This window comes from Tabrizicola flagellatus, assembly GCF_046295235.1.
In the GTDB taxonomy this organism is placed as follows: Bacteria; Pseudomonadota; Alphaproteobacteria; order Rhodobacterales; family Rhodobacteraceae; genus Tabrizicola; species Tabrizicola flagellata_A.
Window position 1 is genome coordinate 59,019 of sequence record NZ_JBKBLV010000012.1, and the last position, 14,247, is coordinate 73,265.

Genomic DNA, 14,247 nt, shown 5'->3' on the forward strand with positions numbered 1-14,247 from the left:
AGCCCCGGATCAGGCCCGGCGCACGCTGCGCTGGCGGAAGGGGACGGGTTCGGCCCTTGCCGGCGGCTCTTCCTCGTCTGTCGCGGTGCCCGAGGCCATCGCGACGGCCCGGGCCAATGCCCGCAGGCCTTCGCGCAGGTCGGCTTGCAGATGCGCGGGCAGGTCCGAGTCCGGTGCCGCCTCCGCCGCCTCGCGCAATTCGGCCGGCGACGGAAAGTCATCGGCGCGGTTCGGAAACGCAGCGATCAGGGCCATCGCGCGGGGAACGTAGAGGCGCAGCAGGTCGAGATTGCCGTCGGCGATCGCGAAGGCCTTTGCCATCGAGCCCGAAACCTGACCCGGCGCGACGATCTCGGGCTCGGTCGCCCAAAGCAGCAGGCCTCGGCGCAGGGCGGCGTGGCTGCGGTCGGGCTTTGCCAGCGCCGCAGTCAGCGCGTCCAGCCGCAATTCGGCGGTGGGCACGTCGAGGACCTTTGCGACGGCTTCGGTGACCTCGGCGTCGCTGGCGCTGTCGGGAAGGTTGAGCAGCGGGATGACTGCCATCGCTGCCATGCCGACTGCATTCCCGGCATGGGCCGATTCGGCCTCTTCGTCGAGGAAGTAGCCGAGGCTGGCAGCCTCGCGCGAATCCCACAGCATGCGGCAGAGCGGAATCGCGATGAACGAGATCGACAGCGGCAGGATCGGATTGACTGCAACGGCACTGATGCCCGCAAGCCCGCCAAGCCCGCTGCCGATGCCGAAAAGCAGCGCCACGAGGACGATCTGCGACAGCACCTGGGCCAGGGCGGCAAGCAACGCGCTGCCGGTCAGCCATTCCTCGGGCGAAGAGGGCCATTGTTCGGGCCGAAGCACCATGAGCCAGACGACGAAGATCGCGGTGAAGGGGGCAACCATGGTCCAGCCAAAGCCGCAGAGCCCGGCGACCAGCGGCCCGAGGTAGAGAAGTGCCGTCGCACCCTTCACAAGGCGCATGCGCGTGAACATGTCCCACCCTTTCCTGCGTGCCGGACCCGGTTGGGCCAGGCTGACCGATCACTCGGACTCGTCAGGCAGATCGACGACGATCCGTCCCGCTGCCAAGTCGACATTGGGGACGATTGCTGCGGTAAAGGGCAAAAGCAGGGCCGATTTATGACGGTTGGTCGATATTTCGAGGATATCGCCCGCCCCATGGTTGTAGATGGCGGTGACCTTGCCGATCAGCTCTCCGCCCGTGTCGAAGGCGGAAAGGCCAATCAGATCGGCATGATAGAACTCGTCGTCCGGCAGCGAAGGGAGCCGGTCGCGTGCCAAGAACAGGCTGGTGCCGCGCAGGGCGTCCGCCTGCTCCTTCGTGGCGATTCCCCGGATGCGCGCGGCGAATCCGCCCGTGATCGGGCGGGTCAGGGAGATGTGGAACTCTTGCCGGCCGTCCTCCGACGAGAGGGGGCCGTAGCTGGCGATGTCGCTGGGTTCGGAACAGAAGGACTTCAGCCGCACCTCTCCGGTGACCCCGAAGGCGCCAGCAATGGCACCGATGCAGATGCGATCGGACATCTCAGCGTATCTCCAGATGCAGGGACGGGGATCGCGACTCCCACCCTGCACGTTCCAGTTCGGGCACGGTATCCTCCTCTTCCGGCCAGCCGATGCAGAGATAGCCGATGAAACGCCAGCCGTCCGGCACGTCAAGATCGCGGGCCAGCCGGTGCGGATCGAGGATCGAGACCCAGCCGAGGCCGAGGCCCTCGGCCCGCAGCGCGAGCCAGAGATGGATGATCGCGCCGACAACGGAATAGGCGCGGGTCTCGGGCATGGACGCAGCGCCGAGGCCCGCGCCCTTAGCCGTCGTTTCGTCGCAGAAGACCGCCAGATGGATCGGAGCCTCGACCATGCCTGACAGTTTCAGCCGGCCGTAGGTCGCGGCGCGGTCGCCTTCGTAGCCCTCCAGCGCCCGCGCATTGCAGTCGCGGAAGTTGGCAAGACAGGCGGCGCGGCGCTCCGGGCTTTCCACCCGCAGCAGGCGCCAGGGTTCCGAAAGGCCCACCGAGGGCGCCAGTCCGAAGGCCCGCAGGCCGCGGGCCAGCAGGTCTTCTGGCACCGGTTCGGTGCGAAAGCGGCGCACGTCGCGCCGCCAGCGCATGAGAGCGGCCAGCTCGTCCCGGAAGGCGGGGCTGAACTGGCCGCTCACGGGATCACTCGGCAGCCGGTTCGGCGGCGCGGGCGGCCTTCTTGGCGGCGCGCTCGGCCATCGCCTTGCCGGGGGTGCCGGACTTGGGGTTGTTGCGGACGGTCTTCGGACGGGCGCCGGCGGCCTCGAGGAAGCGGGCGACGCGGTCGGTCGGCTGGGCGCCCTGCGACAGCCAGTGCTGCACGCGCTCCATGTTCATCACGACGCGCTTTTCATCGTCCTTGGCCAAGAGCGGGTTGTAGGTGCCCAGCTTCTCGATGAAGCGGCCGTCGCGGGGCATCCGCGAATCGGAGGCGACGATCGAGTAGAACGGGCGCTTCTTGGAACCACCGCGCGCGAGACGGATCTTCATAGCCATTGCATTTCTCCTTCAGATGGCTGTTGACGGGGCAAGCCCCGGTTATTTCTGCAGTTTCTCGTGGTGCCTGATCACTTCACCGATGATGAAGGCCAGGAATTTCTTGGCGAGCTCGGGGTCGAGGTCGGCTTCTTTCGCCAGCTGGTCCAGCCGGGCCATCTGCCGTGCTTCGCGGTCGGGGTCGGAGGGCGGCAGGCCGTGTTCGGCCTTGAGCCGGCCGACGGCCTGGGTGTGCTTGAACCGCTCGGCCAGCGTATAGACCAGGATCGCGTCCAGCCGGTCGATGGATTCGCGGTGCCCTTTCAGAAGCGTGGCAGCGCGGGCAGCGGCGTCGGTCATCGGGCGATCTCCGGCAGGTGGCGATAGACAAGGCAGTCGTGGCCGATCGCGGCCTCGGCCATGGCGTCGCGGGTGGCGCCCAGGCGTTCCGCGACAGCGACCGAGGCGGTGTTCTCCGGGTCGATGTAGGAGACCAGGCTGGAAAACCCCTGCGTGGCGAAGAGCCAGGCGCGGGCGCCGCGGGCGGCTTCGGTGGCGATGCCCCGGCCCTCCGCGCCCTTCGTCACGACCCAGCCGAGTTCGACCTCGGGGTCGCCGTATTCGTGATTCACCGCCACCCCGCCGACCACCCGGCCCTTGCGGTCCTCGACCGTCCAGGGGCCGATGCCGCGCAAGGGCCACGAGGCGAGAAGCTGGCAGAAGTCGAGCCAGGCGGCCTCGCGGTCGTCGTCGGTCGTGTCGTCGAGGTCGGCGTCGCAGAGAAAGCGGGCGAAGATCGGGAAGTCGCCGATGCGGGGCGCCCGCAGGCGCAGCCGTTCAGTCTCGATCACCGGGACCAGGGCGGCAAAGCGCTCTGCCCGGGCCGAGAGCGGACCGGTGGCGGGCGCGGTTTCCCAGGGGCGGGTCATGCGATCACCCCCCGGCCGTGCCGCCACACCTGGGTCGCATCGCCGTAGGGGTTGGACGCCGCCGGATCGCGCGCTGCGCCCAGCCGGGTGGCCAGCGCCTGCGAGCGGGCGTTGTCCGGTGCGATGTAGCTGACGGCGGTCGTCCAGCCGAGCGCACCGAAGGCATGGTCGCGCGCGGCGCGGGCGGCCTCGAAGGCAAGGCCCTGCCCTTCCAGCGCGGCGTCCCAGAGCGTCCAGGTCAGTTCGCGTTCGGGGTGGCCTGCGGGGAAGAAGGGGCCGAAATGGCCGATGGCGCGGCCGCCGTCCTTCAGCGTCGCCACAAGCCGGCCGAAGCCGCGCAGCGCCCAGTGGCCGAAGAAGGCCGCAAAATGCGTCCAGGCCTCGCCCTCGGGCATAGGCGCGGTCGAGCGGGACGACAGGCGATAGGCGCGGTAGGCGGGCCAGTCGGCGGCCTCGGGCCGGCGCAGGATCAGGCGGGTCGTCTCGATCATGCGGCGGCCTCCGGGGCGGGGTGGCGCCAGACGGTGACTTGCGTGCCCAGGAACACGGTTTCCCGCTCCGGCACGCAGCCCAGACGGCGGGCCAGCGCCTGCGACCGGCTGTTGGCCGGGTCGATGTAGCTGATCGGCGGGCGGGCCGAGACGCGGGCGTGGTAGTCCGCACGCGCGGCGCGGGCGGCCTCCAGCGCGTAGCCCTTGCCCTCGAACCCGTCGAAGACATGCCAGCCAAGCTCGGGCTCGTCCCAGCCGTCGTTGCAGATCATGCCGATGCGGCCGATGAAGTCGCCGGCCCTCGTCTCGACCGAAAAGAGCCCATAGCCGCGCAGCACCCAGTGCCCGATGTTGGCCATCAGCGCGCGCCAGACCCAGAACCGGTCGCGCCCACCGCCGACGAAGGCAGACCGGGGGCTGTCGTTGAAGGCGAGCATCGCGGCAAAGTCCGCCTCGCGCGGTTCGCGCAGGATGAGACGGTCAGTGGTCAGGACCGGGATCGGCAGGGGCATCGCGTAGGTCATGCGGCGGCCCCAGGCCCGGGATGGCGGTAGATCAGCGCAGGCTTGCCGGTCGGCGAGACCCAGTCCCGTTCGAAGGTTGCCCCCATGCGCAGGGCAAGCGCTATGGACCGTTCGTTGCCCGGCGCGATTACCGAGGTCAACGGACCCCAGCCCAGAACGTTGTAGGCGTGGGTTCGGGCGGCAATGGCTGCCTCGTACGCATAGCCCTTGCCTTCGTGGCCGGGATACAGCGCCCAGCCGATCTCGGGTTCCAGCCAGCCTTCGGGGTTCCAGAAGCCGACGTGGCCGATCGGCGCTTCGGAGGCATCGGTCACGGTCCACAGGCCGTAGCCGCGCAGATGCCAATGACCGATCTGTGCAGCAAAGGCGCGCCAAGCGGAGGCGCGGTCGAGCGGGCCACCGGTGAAACGGCTGCGGTCTTCGGCATAGTAGGTTGCGTAGGCGTCGAAATCGTCAGCCCGTGGCGCGCGCAGGACAACCCGTTCGGTCCGCAGGACCGGCACGGCATTGTCAAACTGGCGCGCAATCGGGTGGATCATTTCTTCTTCATCAGCCCGCTCAGGCCCGCAGGCAGGGTGATGCCGCGCGGCAGGCCGCCGATGCCGGGGGGGAGCCCGCCGCCCAGCCCGCCCGCGCCCTGCTGGACGCCCTTGGCCAGTTCCGCAAGCTGCTCGGGCGACATCTTGGAGGGGTCGGGCATGCCGCCTTTGCCAAGGAACTGCTTGACCATCTGCTTCATCATGCCGCCTTTGCCCATCTTCTTCATCATCTCCGCCATCTGCTTGTGCTGTTTCAGCAGGCGGTTCAGGTCGGCGACGTCGAGGCCCGCACCAGCGGCGATGCGCTTCTTGCGGCTGGCCTGCAGCAGGTCGGGGTTCGCGCGTTCCTTTTTGGTCATCGAGTTGATGAGCGCGATCTGGTGGTGGAGCATCTTGTCGTTCAGGCCCGCGGCCTCGGCCTGGGCGGACATCTTGCCCATGCCGGGCATCATGCCCATCAGGCCCTGCATCCCGCCCATCTTCAGCATCTGCTCAAGCTGCATCTTCAGGTCATTCATGTTGAACAGACCCTTGGCGAAGCGCTTGGCCATGCGTTCGGCCTGTTCGGCCTCGAAAGTTTCCTGCGCCTTCTCGACCAGCGCCACGATGTCGCCCATCCCCAGGATGCGGCCGGCGACACGTTCGGCCTCGAAGGGCTCGATCGCGTCCATCTTCTCGCCGAGGCCGACGAAGCGGATCGGCTTGCCGGTGATCGCGCGCATCGACAGGGCGGCACCGCCGCGACCGTCGCCGTCCATCCGGGTCAGGACGACGCCCGAGATCCCGACCTTGCCGTCGAATTCGGTGGCGACGTTGACGGCGTCCTGGCCGGTGAGGCCGTCGACGACGAGCAGGGTTTCACGAGGCTGGGCGATGTCGCGGACGGCCTGGACCTCGTCCATCAGGACTTCGTCGATGTGCAGGCGTCCGGCGGTATCCAGGAACAGCACGTCATAGCCGCCAAGGTTCGCCTGGGTCTTGGCGCGTTTTGCGATCTGCACCGCCGACTCGCCCTTGACGATGGGCAGGGTATCTACGCCGATCTGCATGCCGAGGATCGCCAGCTGCTCCATCGCCGCGGGGCGGTTTGTGTCGAGCGACGCCAGCAGAACCTTCTTGCCGTTCTTTTCCTTCAGCCGCTTGGCCAGCTTGGCCGTGGTCGTGGTCTTGCCCGAGCCTTGCAGACCGACCATCAGGATCGTTGCGGGGGGGTTGTCGATCTTCAGCGCCTCGGGCGCGTCGTCGCCGGCCAGGACGCGGATCAGCTCGTCATGGACGATCTTGACGACCATCTGACCGGGGGTGATCGACTTGGTGACGGCGGCACCGGTGGCCTTGTCGATAACGCGCTTGATGAAGTCGCGCGCGACCGGAAGCGAGACGTCGGCCTCCAGCAGCGCCACGCGCACCTCGCGCAGTGCGGTGACGACGTCGGCCTCGGTCAGCGCGCCCTGCTTGGTGAGCCGGTCGAATACGCCGCCAAGGCGTTCGGATAGACTTTCGAACATCGCATCACCCTTTCAGACGTTTGCCCCGATATGGGGCGGCGGAACCCTGTCGCAAAGCAGAACGGCACCCGTGGGCGCATCCGCGCTGACGGGTGGCGATCCCTGGCAATGCCCAAGGGACCGGAAGCGCAAGCCTCCGGGAAAACTGGGGGGCGGATACGCCCGCCAGGGCCGCGAGTCAAGCCCGCCAGGGCGGAACGCGGCGCATCGGGTCATCCGGGGCCAGCGACTGTTCCCGCCCGCATGCTTGTGCTGGCCGGCGATTTGCGCTGATGTGCGCATGCGCACAGGGATGTCGGAGGCGAGATGGAGAACTGGGACGAGATCCGCACCGCCTATCAGGTGGCGCGTCTGGGTACCGTCTCGGGCGCGGCCGAGGTTCTGGGGGTGCACCATGCGACGGTGATCCGGCACATCGACGCGCTCGAGAAACGGCTGGGCGTCAAGCTGTTCCAGCGACACGCGCGGGGCTATACGGCAACCGAGTCCGGCCGTGACCTTCTGGCCGTCGCGCAGACCACCGAAGAGCAGTTTGCCCATCTGGTCAGCCGGATCAAGGGCCAGGGCGAGACGGTGTCGGGGGAGCTGGTGGTGACCTCGATCGCCGGGATCGCCGATCTGCTGACCCCTGTGATGGTCAGTTTCCAGGAGAAATGGCCCGATGTGCGGGTGCGGTTCCTGACCGACATGCGGCTGTTCCGGCTGGACTACGGCGAGGCGCATGTGGCGATCCGGGCCGGCAACGGGCCGGAAGAGCCGGACAATGTGGTGCAGCCCTTGGTGCGGGTGAAGGCGGGGCTTTACGGCGCGCGGTCCTATGTGGAACGGCACGGGAAACCCGCCTCGGAGGCAGAGTTCGGCGGACACCGATTTGTCTGCACCGATGCGGATACGACCCGCGCGCCGTTCCATCGCTGGCTGTGGGCGACCGTGCCGCCCGAACAGATCGTCTATGCCGCGACCGAGGCAGCTGCGCTGGAAGAGGCGGTGCGGCAGGGTGCGGGGCTGGGGTTCATCATGACCCTGCGCGCGGCCGACGACCCCGATCTGATAGAGATCCTGCCGCCGCGCCCGGAATGGGAATCCGCCCTGCGCATCGTCACCCATGTCGATCTGCACCGGACGCGGAAGGTTCAGGCCTTCCTTGCCCATCTGAAAGAGGCCGCGAAGTCCTGGAAGTTCTGCACCTGATGCTTGACGATCTATCGCAATCCGCGCGCGGGCATCTGGCGATGCTGGCCTTTTCGGCGCTGGTTGCGGGATCCTTCTCGCTGGGGGTGCTGGCCGCGCCGCACATCGACCCCGGCGCCCTGTCGGTGGTGCGCTTCGTCCTGGCCGGGGTGCTGGTGGGCGCGGCGGCTCGGGCGACGACCGGCATCCCGAAAAGCGCCTTTGCGGCGCCCTGGCGCTATCTGGTGCTGGGCGGGCTCCTGGCGAGCTATTTCGTGCTGATGTTCGAGGGGCTGAAGTCCGCGCCGCCCGTCTCGGCGGCGGCGGTGTTCACGCTGACGCCGCTGATGGCGGCGGGCTTCGGCTGGCTGACCCTGCGCCAGCGGCTGACCGGGCGGATGGCGCTGGCGCTGGCGATCGGGGCGGCGGGGGCGCTGTGGGTGATCTTCCGCGCCGACCTCGGGGCGCTCGTGGCCTTCGAGATCGGGCGGGGCGAGGCGATCTATTTCCTGGGCTGCGTAGCCCACGCCGCCTACGCGCCCCTGGTGCGCAGGTTGAACCGGGGCGAGCCGGCGGTGGTCTTCACCTTCGGGATGATGCTGGCAGGGACATTTCTGCTGGCGCTTTACGCCTGGCCGGCGGTGCTGGCGACGGACTGGGCGGCGCTGCCGGGCAACGTCTGGATCACGCTGGTCTATGTCGCGGTGGCCGCCAGCGCCCTGACCTTCGTCCTGCTGCAATATGCCAGCCTGCGCCTGCCGGCGGCGAAGGTGATGGCCTATACCTATCTTGTCCCCTCCTGGGTGATCCTGTGGGAGATCGCCTTGCATGGCGCGGTGCCGCCCGGCCTGGTGCTGGTGGGCCTGGCACTGACCGTGCTGGCCTTGGGGCTCTTGTTGAAAGAGTAGCGCAAGCCTAAGATTTTTCGACGAAAAATCTTAGGCCGCCGGACAGGTAGCCTTCGGCGAGTTCGAGGGTTCCGGCCGTATAACCCGGCCCGCCGAAGCCCTGGGCGGTGTCGCTGTCGGCCCGGGTGGCCAGCCAGGCGGTCAAGAGGACCCGGCGCAGGAAGATCAGCGAGGGGATCATCGCCCGGTCCTCGGGCCCCATCGGGGCGATACGGGCATAGCCCTCCAGCCAGCGGGCGATCAGCTCGGGCAGGCGGGGATCGGTCTCGATGAACGAGAGGGCGGCAGCGAGGTCGTAGGCCCACCAGCCGAAGCCGCAGTCGTCGAAGTCGATGGCGGTCAGCCTTTCGCCATCGATGATCAGGTTCGCCAGCCGCAGGTCGGCATGGATCAGGCCGAAACGCTCCGGCCCGGTCCCGTAGGCGGCCAGCCGCGCGGCCAGGGCTTCGGTCGCGCGCGCAAGCAGCGCCGCGCCCGGGCCGTCCAGCCCCTGCGCCTGCCGCCAGTGGCCCCAATGCGGATGCGGGCCGAGGATGGTCTCTGCATCCCACCGCTTGCGGGTGAACCCCGGCGGCGGGGTCCAGGTGCGGGCGTGCCTGTGCAGGCGGGCGGTGATCTCTCCCAGCGGTGCGAACCAGCGCGACAGGTCGTCGCCGGGCTGCAACTCCTGCCCCGGCAGGCGGGCGAAGGCGACAAGGAAACGGCCGTCGATCTCGGTGACGAGACCTTGCCGCCCCGCCACAGGGCGGACGGCGTTTAGCCCCGGCAGATCCTGCAACGCACCCAGCCAGGCGAGTTCCGAGGCGATCTCGGCCTTCGTGTGATAGCCGGGACGGTGCAGGCGGATGACCAGATCGCCGGCGGCCCAGGTCTCGTTCTCGGACCGGTTGAGCAGGGTCAGCGGCGTGTCGGGCGGCAGGCCGTAAAGCGGCAGCGCGCGGGCGATCAGGTCAGACATCGCCGCCCCGGCGCAGAAGGTAGATGTCCATGATCCAGCCATGCTCGGCCCGCAACCGGGCGCGGGTGGCGAGGATGCGCTCGGCCACCTCGGCGAGGGGGCCGTGGATCAGACATTCCTCGGGCATGCCGACATAGGCGCCCCACCAGATATGGGTGTCGGCGGGGTCGATCGCGGTGAAGGCGCCGCCCTTGTCCAGCATCACGGCCAGGGTCGTTGCGCCCTCGGGCCAGCCGTGGTCCCGCAGCTGCCGTCCGGTGGTGATGGTGACGGGGGCGGCGAGCATGTTCAGCGGGATCGCATGCGCCGCCGTCAGCGCCTGAAGCGAGGTGATGCCGGGCACGACCCTGACGGTCACGCCCGGAAGCCGGGCCGCGATGCGCAGCGTGCTGTCGTAAAGCGAGGGGTCGCCCCAGACCATCAGCGCGACATCGCGGGCGCCGGGATGGGCGGCGATGCACTCGGCCCAGACCCGGGCGATGGCGTCGTGCCAGTCGTTCACGGCGCCGAGGTAGTCGTCCTGATCGGCGCGCTGGGGCACGTCGTATTCGGTGACGGTGACGGGGCGGGTCAGAACCTGCGTCAGGATCTGGCGGCGCAGGTCGGCAAGGTCGGATTTCGCCTGCCCCTTGCGCGGGATCAGGATCAGGTCCGCCGCGTTCAGCGCGCGGATGGCCTGTCCGGTCACATGGTCGGGATTGCCGGTGCCGATGCCGATCAGGGAAAGCGTGGTCATGGCCCGGGCTTTACGGGTGGGCGCGGCCCCGTGCAAGGCCGCGCCGCATCGGGTCAGGCGGCGGAATAGAGCCGCGGCGTCACCAGGGCCGAGCCCTGCGCCCGCAGCGTCTTGGCCGCGGCCAGCACGGCCAGGTCGGCGATGGGCTCAATCAGCACGACCAGCATGTAGGCCGCGCCGAAGGACAGGATCGAGCCGAGGTTCTCGGCCCCGAAGCCCTGGCCGTAAATCGCCCAGAAGGCCACCCAGGCGACCACCCCGCCCTGATAGACGGTCGAGAGCGCAAGGACCTGCCGGTATTCCAGATCGACATAGGCGGTGCCGGGGGCGATGACGCGCCTGGCCAGCGCATGCAGGGCGAAGAGCGGCACGAGGAGCGTGGTCAGGTTCATGCCGTATTGCGGCAGGTCGGAGGGCGCGAAGAACAGACCCTGGATCAGAAGGCCCATGGCCAGCCCGATGGCCGCCGGCCCTGCGCCAAGGATCAGGAACAGGGTCGAGCCCAGGATGAAGTGAACCTCCGACACGCCCACCGGGAAATGCGGCAGGATCTCGAAGAAGGTGAAGACGCCCACGGTCGCCACCAGCGACCGCAGCGCGACCGAGGCTATGCCGCTTTCGCGGGTGGCCTTGGCGATGTGGTAAAGTGCCGTGCCGCCCGCGGCGGCTGCGGTGGCATAGCTGAGCGCGATCTTGGCCCCGTCGACGAGGCCCGGTTCGATATGCATGTCTGTCCCTCCTGTCCGTCACACCCGACGGCGGTTTGCTTCCTTGCAGGGCCGGTCTCCTGGCTGGCGGATCGCGGCAGGCTCCTGGCCTTCCCGCCCCCTCGGGGACAGTGGCCTTGGTGGAACCCGCTCACCGCTGACAGTCGCGGGGGCGGCTGATGTCACGGACCCCCTGTTGGGTCGGCCCGCTCCTCATTCCCGTTTCAGTCCCGGCGCTTTGCGCCTTGTGGGACACCTTGCAGCTTTCTGTCTGCGCCTCTGTCGGCGTCAGGTCAAGGTGGAAGGCGACCGGCCGCAATCAATCCGCGACGCCTTCGGCCAGGCGGCCATAGAGGATCAGGCCAGGCAGGGGCGAACGGTCGCCGGCCAGGGCTTCGGCCAGGGCGGAGACCGTGGTCCGGTACAGGCGCTGGTCCGGGGTGCTGACGGCTTCGGCCAAAAGCGCCGGCGTGTCGGGCGGCAGGCCATGGGCGACCAGCGCCGCGGCGAGCGCGGGGAAGGTGCGCTTGCCCATGTAGACCACCGTGGTCGCGCCGGGATCGGCCAGCGCGGGCAGGTTCAGCCCGGGCGGCAGGTTGCCGGTGACATCGGCGGCGGTGATGAACTGGATGCGCTGGGCGTGCTGGCGCCGGGTCAGCGGGATCCCCGCCGCCGCCGCCGCCGCCGAGGCGGAGGTGATGCCCGGAACGATCTCGCAGGGGATGCCCGCGGCGCGGACGGCGGTCAGCTCTTCCTCCAGCCGGCCGAAGATGCCCGAATCGCCCGATTTCAGCCGCACCACCCGGGCGCCGGTCCGGGCATAGTCCACCAGAAGGCGGCTGACGTGGTCCTGCCTGGGCGAGGCGCGCCCGGCGCGCTTGCCCACCCCCACCATGTCCGCCCCCGGCCGCGCCAAAGCCAGGATCGGCCCCGAGGACAGGTCGTCAAACAGCACCGCATCCGCCGCCTCCAGCGCCTTTACCGCCTTGACGGTCAACAGCTCGGGGTCGCCGGGTCCGGCTGAGACGAAATGGATGAATCCGGTCATGGGGCAGGCGCGATCAGGTGAAAGAAGGTGCCGGTCGATAGCCCGCCGCCGGGCTGGAGTCGAGTGCTCCCGGTCTCATCGACCGGGGTGCCGGTGGCGTCGGTAACCTCGGCCAGCGGTGCATCGGGCTGGGAGAGGATGGTGGAATAGTGGAACTCGTGCCCGCGCAGGCTGCTGCCCGGCGCATGGCCGGGGATGCCCTGCGCCAGCCGCGCCAGCCGGTAGCCGAGATGCATCTTGCGCTTCTCGAAACTGGTGACCAGGCCCAGCAGCCCCGCCATCGGCCAGCGGGCGCCGTCCCGGTCGATGATCGCCTCGCCCATGGCCATGTAGCCCCCGCATTCGCCATGTACGGGCTTGCGGTCGGCAAAGCCGCGCAGCCCGTCGCGAAAGCGCGTGGCCCCGGCCAGAGTTGCCCCGTGCAGCTCGGGATAGCCGCCGGGCAGCCAGCAGACATCGGCCGTTGGGTCCGGGGCCTGATCGGCCAGGGGCGAAAAGGGCAGCACCTCGGCCCCCGCCCGGCGCCAGCTGTCCAGAAGGTGCGGATAGACGAAGCTGAAGGCCGCGTCCCGCGCCAGGGCGATGCGCTGGCCGGGCGGCGGGATCGGCATTGGGGGGGCGGGACGCACCGCGCTGTCCGCCGCGGCGATCAGGGCGTCGAGGTCCACAGCCTCGCGCACCAGATCGCCTGCCGCGCGCAGAAGGTCGGTCAGCGCAGGCAGTTCCTCGGCCTGCACCAGGCCCAGATGCCTCTCCGGCATCGCGATCGCCGCGCGCTTGGGCAGGGCACCCAGGACCGGCAGTCCCGCCTCCTCCATCCCGGCGCGCAGCAGCGCCTCGTGTCGGGGCGAGGCGACGCGGTTCAGGATCACCCCCGCCAGCCGCAGCCCCGGCCGGAACCGCGCCAGACCCTGCGCCACCGCCGCCGCCGTCTGCGCCTGCCCGCTCGCGTCGATCACCAGCACCACGGGCCAACCCATGCGCAGGGCCAGGTCCGCCGCCGCGCCATTGCCACAGGCCCCCGGCGCCGCCACCCCGTCGTAAAGGCCCATCGACCCCTCGGCCAGCACCAGGTCCGCACCCTCGGCCAGCCCCGCCAGCCCGTCCAGCATCGCCCCCGGCATCGCCCAGCTGTCAAGGTTCACCGACTCGCGTCCCGAGGCCGCGCGGTGAAAGGCCGGATCGATGTAATCCGGCCCGTTCTTGAACGGCTGGACCACAAGCCCGCGCTCCCGCAGCGCGGCCAGAAGGCCCAGGATCACCGTGGTCTTGCCCGTGCCGCTGGCCGGAGCCGAGACCATCAGGCCCGGGATCACCGCCCGGTCTCCGGAAACCGCGGATCGGTGCCCACGGGACGATAGCGCCGGTCGTAGTCGCCCGCGTAAAGCCGGCTTTCCGTGAACCCCTCCTGCGCCAGCGCCCGCCCGACCAGGATCAGCGCCGTCCGCTCGCCCTCGCCGACCGAGACATCCAGCGTGGCCAGCGTCGCCCGTAGCACCTTCTCCTCGGGCCAGGATGCGCGGAACACCACCGCCACCGGACAGTCCGCCCCGTAGACGGGCATCAGCCGCGCCACCACGTCGCCCAGCACATGCACCGACAGATGGATCGCCAGCGTCGCCCCGGTGCGGGCGAAGGCCTCCAGACTCTCGCCCTCGGGCATCGGCGAGGCCCGGCCCGAAGTGCGGGTCAGCACCACCGACTGCGCCAGCCCAGGCAACGTAAGCTCCGCCCCCAGCGCGGCGGCGGCGGCGGCAAAGGACGGCACCCCCGGCGTCACGTCATAGGGGATGCCCAAGTCACGCAGCCGCCGCAGCTGTTCGCCCATCGCCGACCAGACCGACAGATCGCCCGAATGCAGCCGCGCCACGTCCAGCCCCGCCGCATGCGCTGCGACGATCTCCGCAATGATCTCGTCCAGCGACAGCGGCGCGGTGTTCACGATCCGGCAGCCGGGCGGGCAATGCGCCAGCACCCCTTCCGGCACCAGCGACCCGGCATACAGACAGACGGGCGAGGCCGCGATCAGGTCGCGCCCCCGGATCGTCAGCAGATCCGCCGCCCCCGGCCCCGCCCCGATGAAATGGACGGTCATGTCAAACCCCTCGCGTGCCCCGGCATTTGCCCTTTTCCCAAATACTCCCGCCGGAGGCCGGACCGAGCCGGTTGCGCGGCCCCCGGGCCGCGCAGAGGCGAGACACAGGCTTGCGCCGCAAGGC

18 protein-coding genes and 1 riboswitch are annotated in these 14,247 nt (G+C 69.5%); of the genes, 2 read left to right on the forward strand and 16 right to left on the reverse strand.

What is annotated here, in order from left to right; all coding sequences use genetic code 11:
• Positions 1-9: 9 nt before the first annotated feature.
• The 10 genes from ACK4IU_RS07135 to ffh are packed head-to-tail and all read right to left on the reverse strand — an operon-like array spanning position 10 to position 6,501.
• Entirely contained in the window at positions 10-975 is a 966-nt protein-coding gene (locus ACK4IU_RS07135) for a hypothetical protein (RefSeq protein ID WP_409733090.1), read from the reverse strand.
• Positions 976-1,035: 60 nt separating this feature from the next.
• A complete protein-coding gene (rimM, locus tag ACK4IU_RS07140) occupies positions 1,036-1,539 on the reverse strand; it encodes a ribosome maturation factor RimM (RefSeq protein WP_409733092.1) in 504 nt (167 codons plus the stop codon).
• Between the two features lies 1 nt (position 1,540).
• Positions 1,541-2,173, reverse strand: a complete 633-nt coding sequence (bluB, locus tag ACK4IU_RS07145) for a 5,6-dimethylbenzimidazole synthase (RefSeq protein ID WP_409733094.1) — start codon at positions 2,171-2,173, stop codon at positions 1,541-1,543.
• A gap of 4 nt (positions 2,174-2,177) precedes the next feature.
• Positions 2,178-2,531: a 30S ribosomal protein S16 gene (gene rpsP / locus ACK4IU_RS07150; RefSeq protein WP_409733096.1), complete on the reverse strand. Its 354-nt coding sequence runs from the start codon at positions 2,529-2,531 to the stop codon at positions 2,178-2,180.
• A 42-nt stretch (positions 2,532-2,573) separates the two neighbouring features.
• Positions 2,574-2,870, reverse strand: a complete 297-nt coding sequence (locus tag ACK4IU_RS07155; protein WP_409733099.1) for a chorismate mutase — start codon at positions 2,868-2,870, stop codon at positions 2,574-2,576.
• Positions 2,867-3,439, reverse strand: a complete 573-nt coding sequence (locus ACK4IU_RS07160; RefSeq protein WP_409733101.1) for a GNAT family N-acetyltransferase — start codon at positions 3,437-3,439, stop codon at positions 2,867-2,869. The genes ACK4IU_RS07155 and ACK4IU_RS07160 overlap by 4 nt, the downstream gene beginning before the upstream one ends.
• Positions 3,436-3,930 (reverse strand): GNAT family N-acetyltransferase, encoded by a 495-nt coding sequence (locus ACK4IU_RS07165; RefSeq protein WP_409733103.1) that lies wholly within the window; start codon positions 3,928-3,930, stop codon positions 3,436-3,438. The genes ACK4IU_RS07160 and ACK4IU_RS07165 overlap by 4 nt, the downstream gene beginning before the upstream one ends.
• A complete protein-coding gene (locus ACK4IU_RS07170) occupies positions 3,927-4,454 on the reverse strand; it encodes a GNAT family N-acetyltransferase (protein ID WP_409733105.1) in 528 nt (175 codons plus the stop codon). Before ACK4IU_RS07170 ends, ACK4IU_RS07165 begins: the two co-directional genes overlap by 4 nt.
• Positions 4,451-4,993, reverse strand: coding sequence for a GNAT family N-acetyltransferase (locus tag ACK4IU_RS07175; RefSeq protein WP_409733108.1), 543 nt, complete (start codon positions 4,991-4,993; stop codon positions 4,451-4,453). Before ACK4IU_RS07175 ends, ACK4IU_RS07170 begins: the two co-directional genes overlap by 4 nt.
• Complete coding sequence (ffh, locus tag ACK4IU_RS07180; protein WP_409733110.1) at positions 4,990-6,501, reverse strand: signal recognition particle protein; 1,512 nt, start codon at positions 6,499-6,501, stop codon at positions 4,990-4,992. Before ffh ends, ACK4IU_RS07175 begins: the two co-directional genes overlap by 4 nt.
• A gap of 306 nt (positions 6,502-6,807) precedes the next feature.
• Here ffh and ACK4IU_RS07185 point away from each other — a divergent pair, with 306 nt between their 5' ends.
• On the forward strand, positions 6,808-7,692 hold the full coding sequence (locus ACK4IU_RS07185) for a LysR family transcriptional regulator (RefSeq protein WP_409733112.1): 885 nt from the start codon (positions 6,808-6,810) through the stop codon (positions 7,690-7,692).
• The gene (locus ACK4IU_RS07190) at positions 7,692-8,579 is read left to right on the forward strand and encodes a DMT family transporter (RefSeq protein ID WP_409733115.1); all 888 of its coding nucleotides are present in this window, start codon (positions 7,692-7,694) and stop codon (positions 8,577-8,579) included. Before ACK4IU_RS07185 ends, ACK4IU_RS07190 begins: the two co-directional genes overlap by 1 nt.
• 7 nt (positions 8,580-8,586) lie before the next feature.
• Here the strand turns inward: ACK4IU_RS07190 and ACK4IU_RS07195 are convergent, their stop codons facing one another.
• The 6 genes from ACK4IU_RS07195 to cobM all read right to left on the reverse strand — a co-directional run bounded on the left by ACK4IU_RS07195 (position 8,587) and on the right by cobM (position 14,123).
• On the reverse strand, positions 8,587-9,537 hold the full coding sequence (locus ACK4IU_RS07195; RefSeq protein ID WP_409733117.1) for a phosphotransferase enzyme family protein: 951 nt from the start codon (positions 9,535-9,537) through the stop codon (positions 8,587-8,589).
• Positions 9,530-10,273 (reverse strand): precorrin-6A synthase (deacetylating), encoded by a 744-nt coding sequence (gene cobF, locus ACK4IU_RS07200; protein ID WP_409733119.1) that lies wholly within the window; start codon positions 10,271-10,273, stop codon positions 9,530-9,532. The genes ACK4IU_RS07195 and cobF overlap by 8 nt, the downstream gene beginning before the upstream one ends.
• A 53-nt stretch (positions 10,274-10,326) precedes the next feature.
• Positions 10,327-11,001: an energy-coupling factor ABC transporter permease gene (locus ACK4IU_RS07205; RefSeq protein ID WP_409733121.1), complete on the reverse strand. Its 675-nt coding sequence runs from the start codon at positions 10,999-11,001 to the stop codon at positions 10,327-10,329.
• A 31-nt stretch (positions 11,002-11,032) separates the two neighbouring features.
• A riboswitch (cobalamin riboswitch) is annotated at positions 11,033-11,255 on the reverse strand.
• Positions 11,256-11,299: 44 nt separating this feature from the next.
• Complete coding sequence (cobA, locus tag ACK4IU_RS07210; protein WP_409733123.1) at positions 11,300-12,028, reverse strand: uroporphyrinogen-III C-methyltransferase; 729 nt, start codon at positions 12,026-12,028, stop codon at positions 11,300-11,302.
• Entirely contained in the window at positions 12,025-13,341 is a 1,317-nt protein-coding gene (locus ACK4IU_RS07215; protein WP_409733198.1) for a cobyrinate a,c-diamide synthase, read from the reverse strand. Before ACK4IU_RS07215 ends, cobA begins: the two co-directional genes overlap by 4 nt.
• Positions 13,341-14,123, reverse strand: a complete 783-nt coding sequence (cobM, locus tag ACK4IU_RS07220) for a precorrin-4 C(11)-methyltransferase (RefSeq protein WP_409733125.1) — start codon at positions 14,121-14,123, stop codon at positions 13,341-13,343. The genes ACK4IU_RS07215 and cobM overlap by 1 nt, the downstream gene beginning before the upstream one ends.
• Positions 14,124-14,247 lie beyond the last annotated feature (124 nt).

What these genes read in the sequence shown, in the direction of transcription:
- ACK4IU_RS07135 (WP_409733090.1), bottom strand. Translation starts at nt 975, where the DNA reads ATGCGCCTTGTGAAGGGTGCGACGGCACTTCTCTACCTCGGGCCGCTG.
- rimM (WP_409733092.1), bottom strand. Translation starts at nt 1,539, where the DNA reads ATGTCCGATCGCATCTGCATCGGTGCCATTGCTGGCGCCTTCGGGGTC.
- rpsP (WP_409733096.1), bottom strand. Translation starts at nt 2,531, where the DNA reads ATGGCTATGAAGATCCGTCTCGCGCGCGGTGGTTCCAAGAAGCGCCCG.
- ACK4IU_RS07155 (WP_409733099.1), bottom strand. Translation starts at nt 2,870, where the DNA reads ATGACCGACGCCGCTGCCCGCGCTGCCACGCTTCTGAAAGGGCACCGC.
- ACK4IU_RS07160 (WP_409733101.1), bottom strand. Translation starts at nt 3,439, where the DNA reads ATGACCCGCCCCTGGGAAACCGCGCCCGCCACCGGTCCGCTCTCGGCC.
- ACK4IU_RS07165 (WP_409733103.1), bottom strand. Translation starts at nt 3,930, where the DNA reads ATGATCGAGACGACCCGCCTGATCCTGCGCCGGCCCGAGGCCGCCGAC.
- ACK4IU_RS07170 (WP_409733105.1), bottom strand. Translation starts at nt 4,454, where the DNA reads ATGACCTACGCGATGCCCCTGCCGATCCCGGTCCTGACCACTGACCGT.
- ACK4IU_RS07175 (WP_409733108.1), bottom strand. Translation starts at nt 4,993, where the DNA reads ATGATCCACCCGATTGCGCGCCAGTTTGACAATGCCGTGCCGGTCCTG.
- ffh (WP_409733110.1), bottom strand. Translation starts at nt 6,501, where the DNA reads ATGTTCGAAAGTCTATCCGAACGCCTTGGCGGCGTATTCGACCGGCTC.
- ACK4IU_RS07185 (WP_409733112.1), top strand. Translation starts at nt 6,808, where the DNA reads ATGGAGAACTGGGACGAGATCCGCACCGCCTATCAGGTGGCGCGTCTG.
- ACK4IU_RS07190 (WP_409733115.1), top strand. Translation starts at nt 7,692, where the DNA reads ATGCTTGACGATCTATCGCAATCCGCGCGCGGGCATCTGGCGATGCTG.
- ACK4IU_RS07195 (WP_409733117.1), bottom strand. Translation starts at nt 9,537, where the DNA reads ATGTCTGACCTGATCGCCCGCGCGCTGCCGCTTTACGGCCTGCCGCCC.
- cobF (WP_409733119.1), bottom strand. Translation starts at nt 10,273, where the DNA reads ATGACCACGCTTTCCCTGATCGGCATCGGCACCGGCAATCCCGACCAT.
- ACK4IU_RS07205 (WP_409733121.1), bottom strand. Translation starts at nt 11,001, where the DNA reads ATGCATATCGAACCGGGCCTCGTCGACGGGGCCAAGATCGCGCTCAGC.
- cobA (WP_409733123.1), bottom strand. Translation starts at nt 12,028, where the DNA reads ATGACCGGATTCATCCATTTCGTCTCAGCCGGACCCGGCGACCCCGAG.
- cobM (WP_409733125.1), bottom strand. Translation starts at nt 14,123, where the DNA reads ATGACCGTCCATTTCATCGGGGCGGGGCCGGGGGCGGCGGATCTGCTG.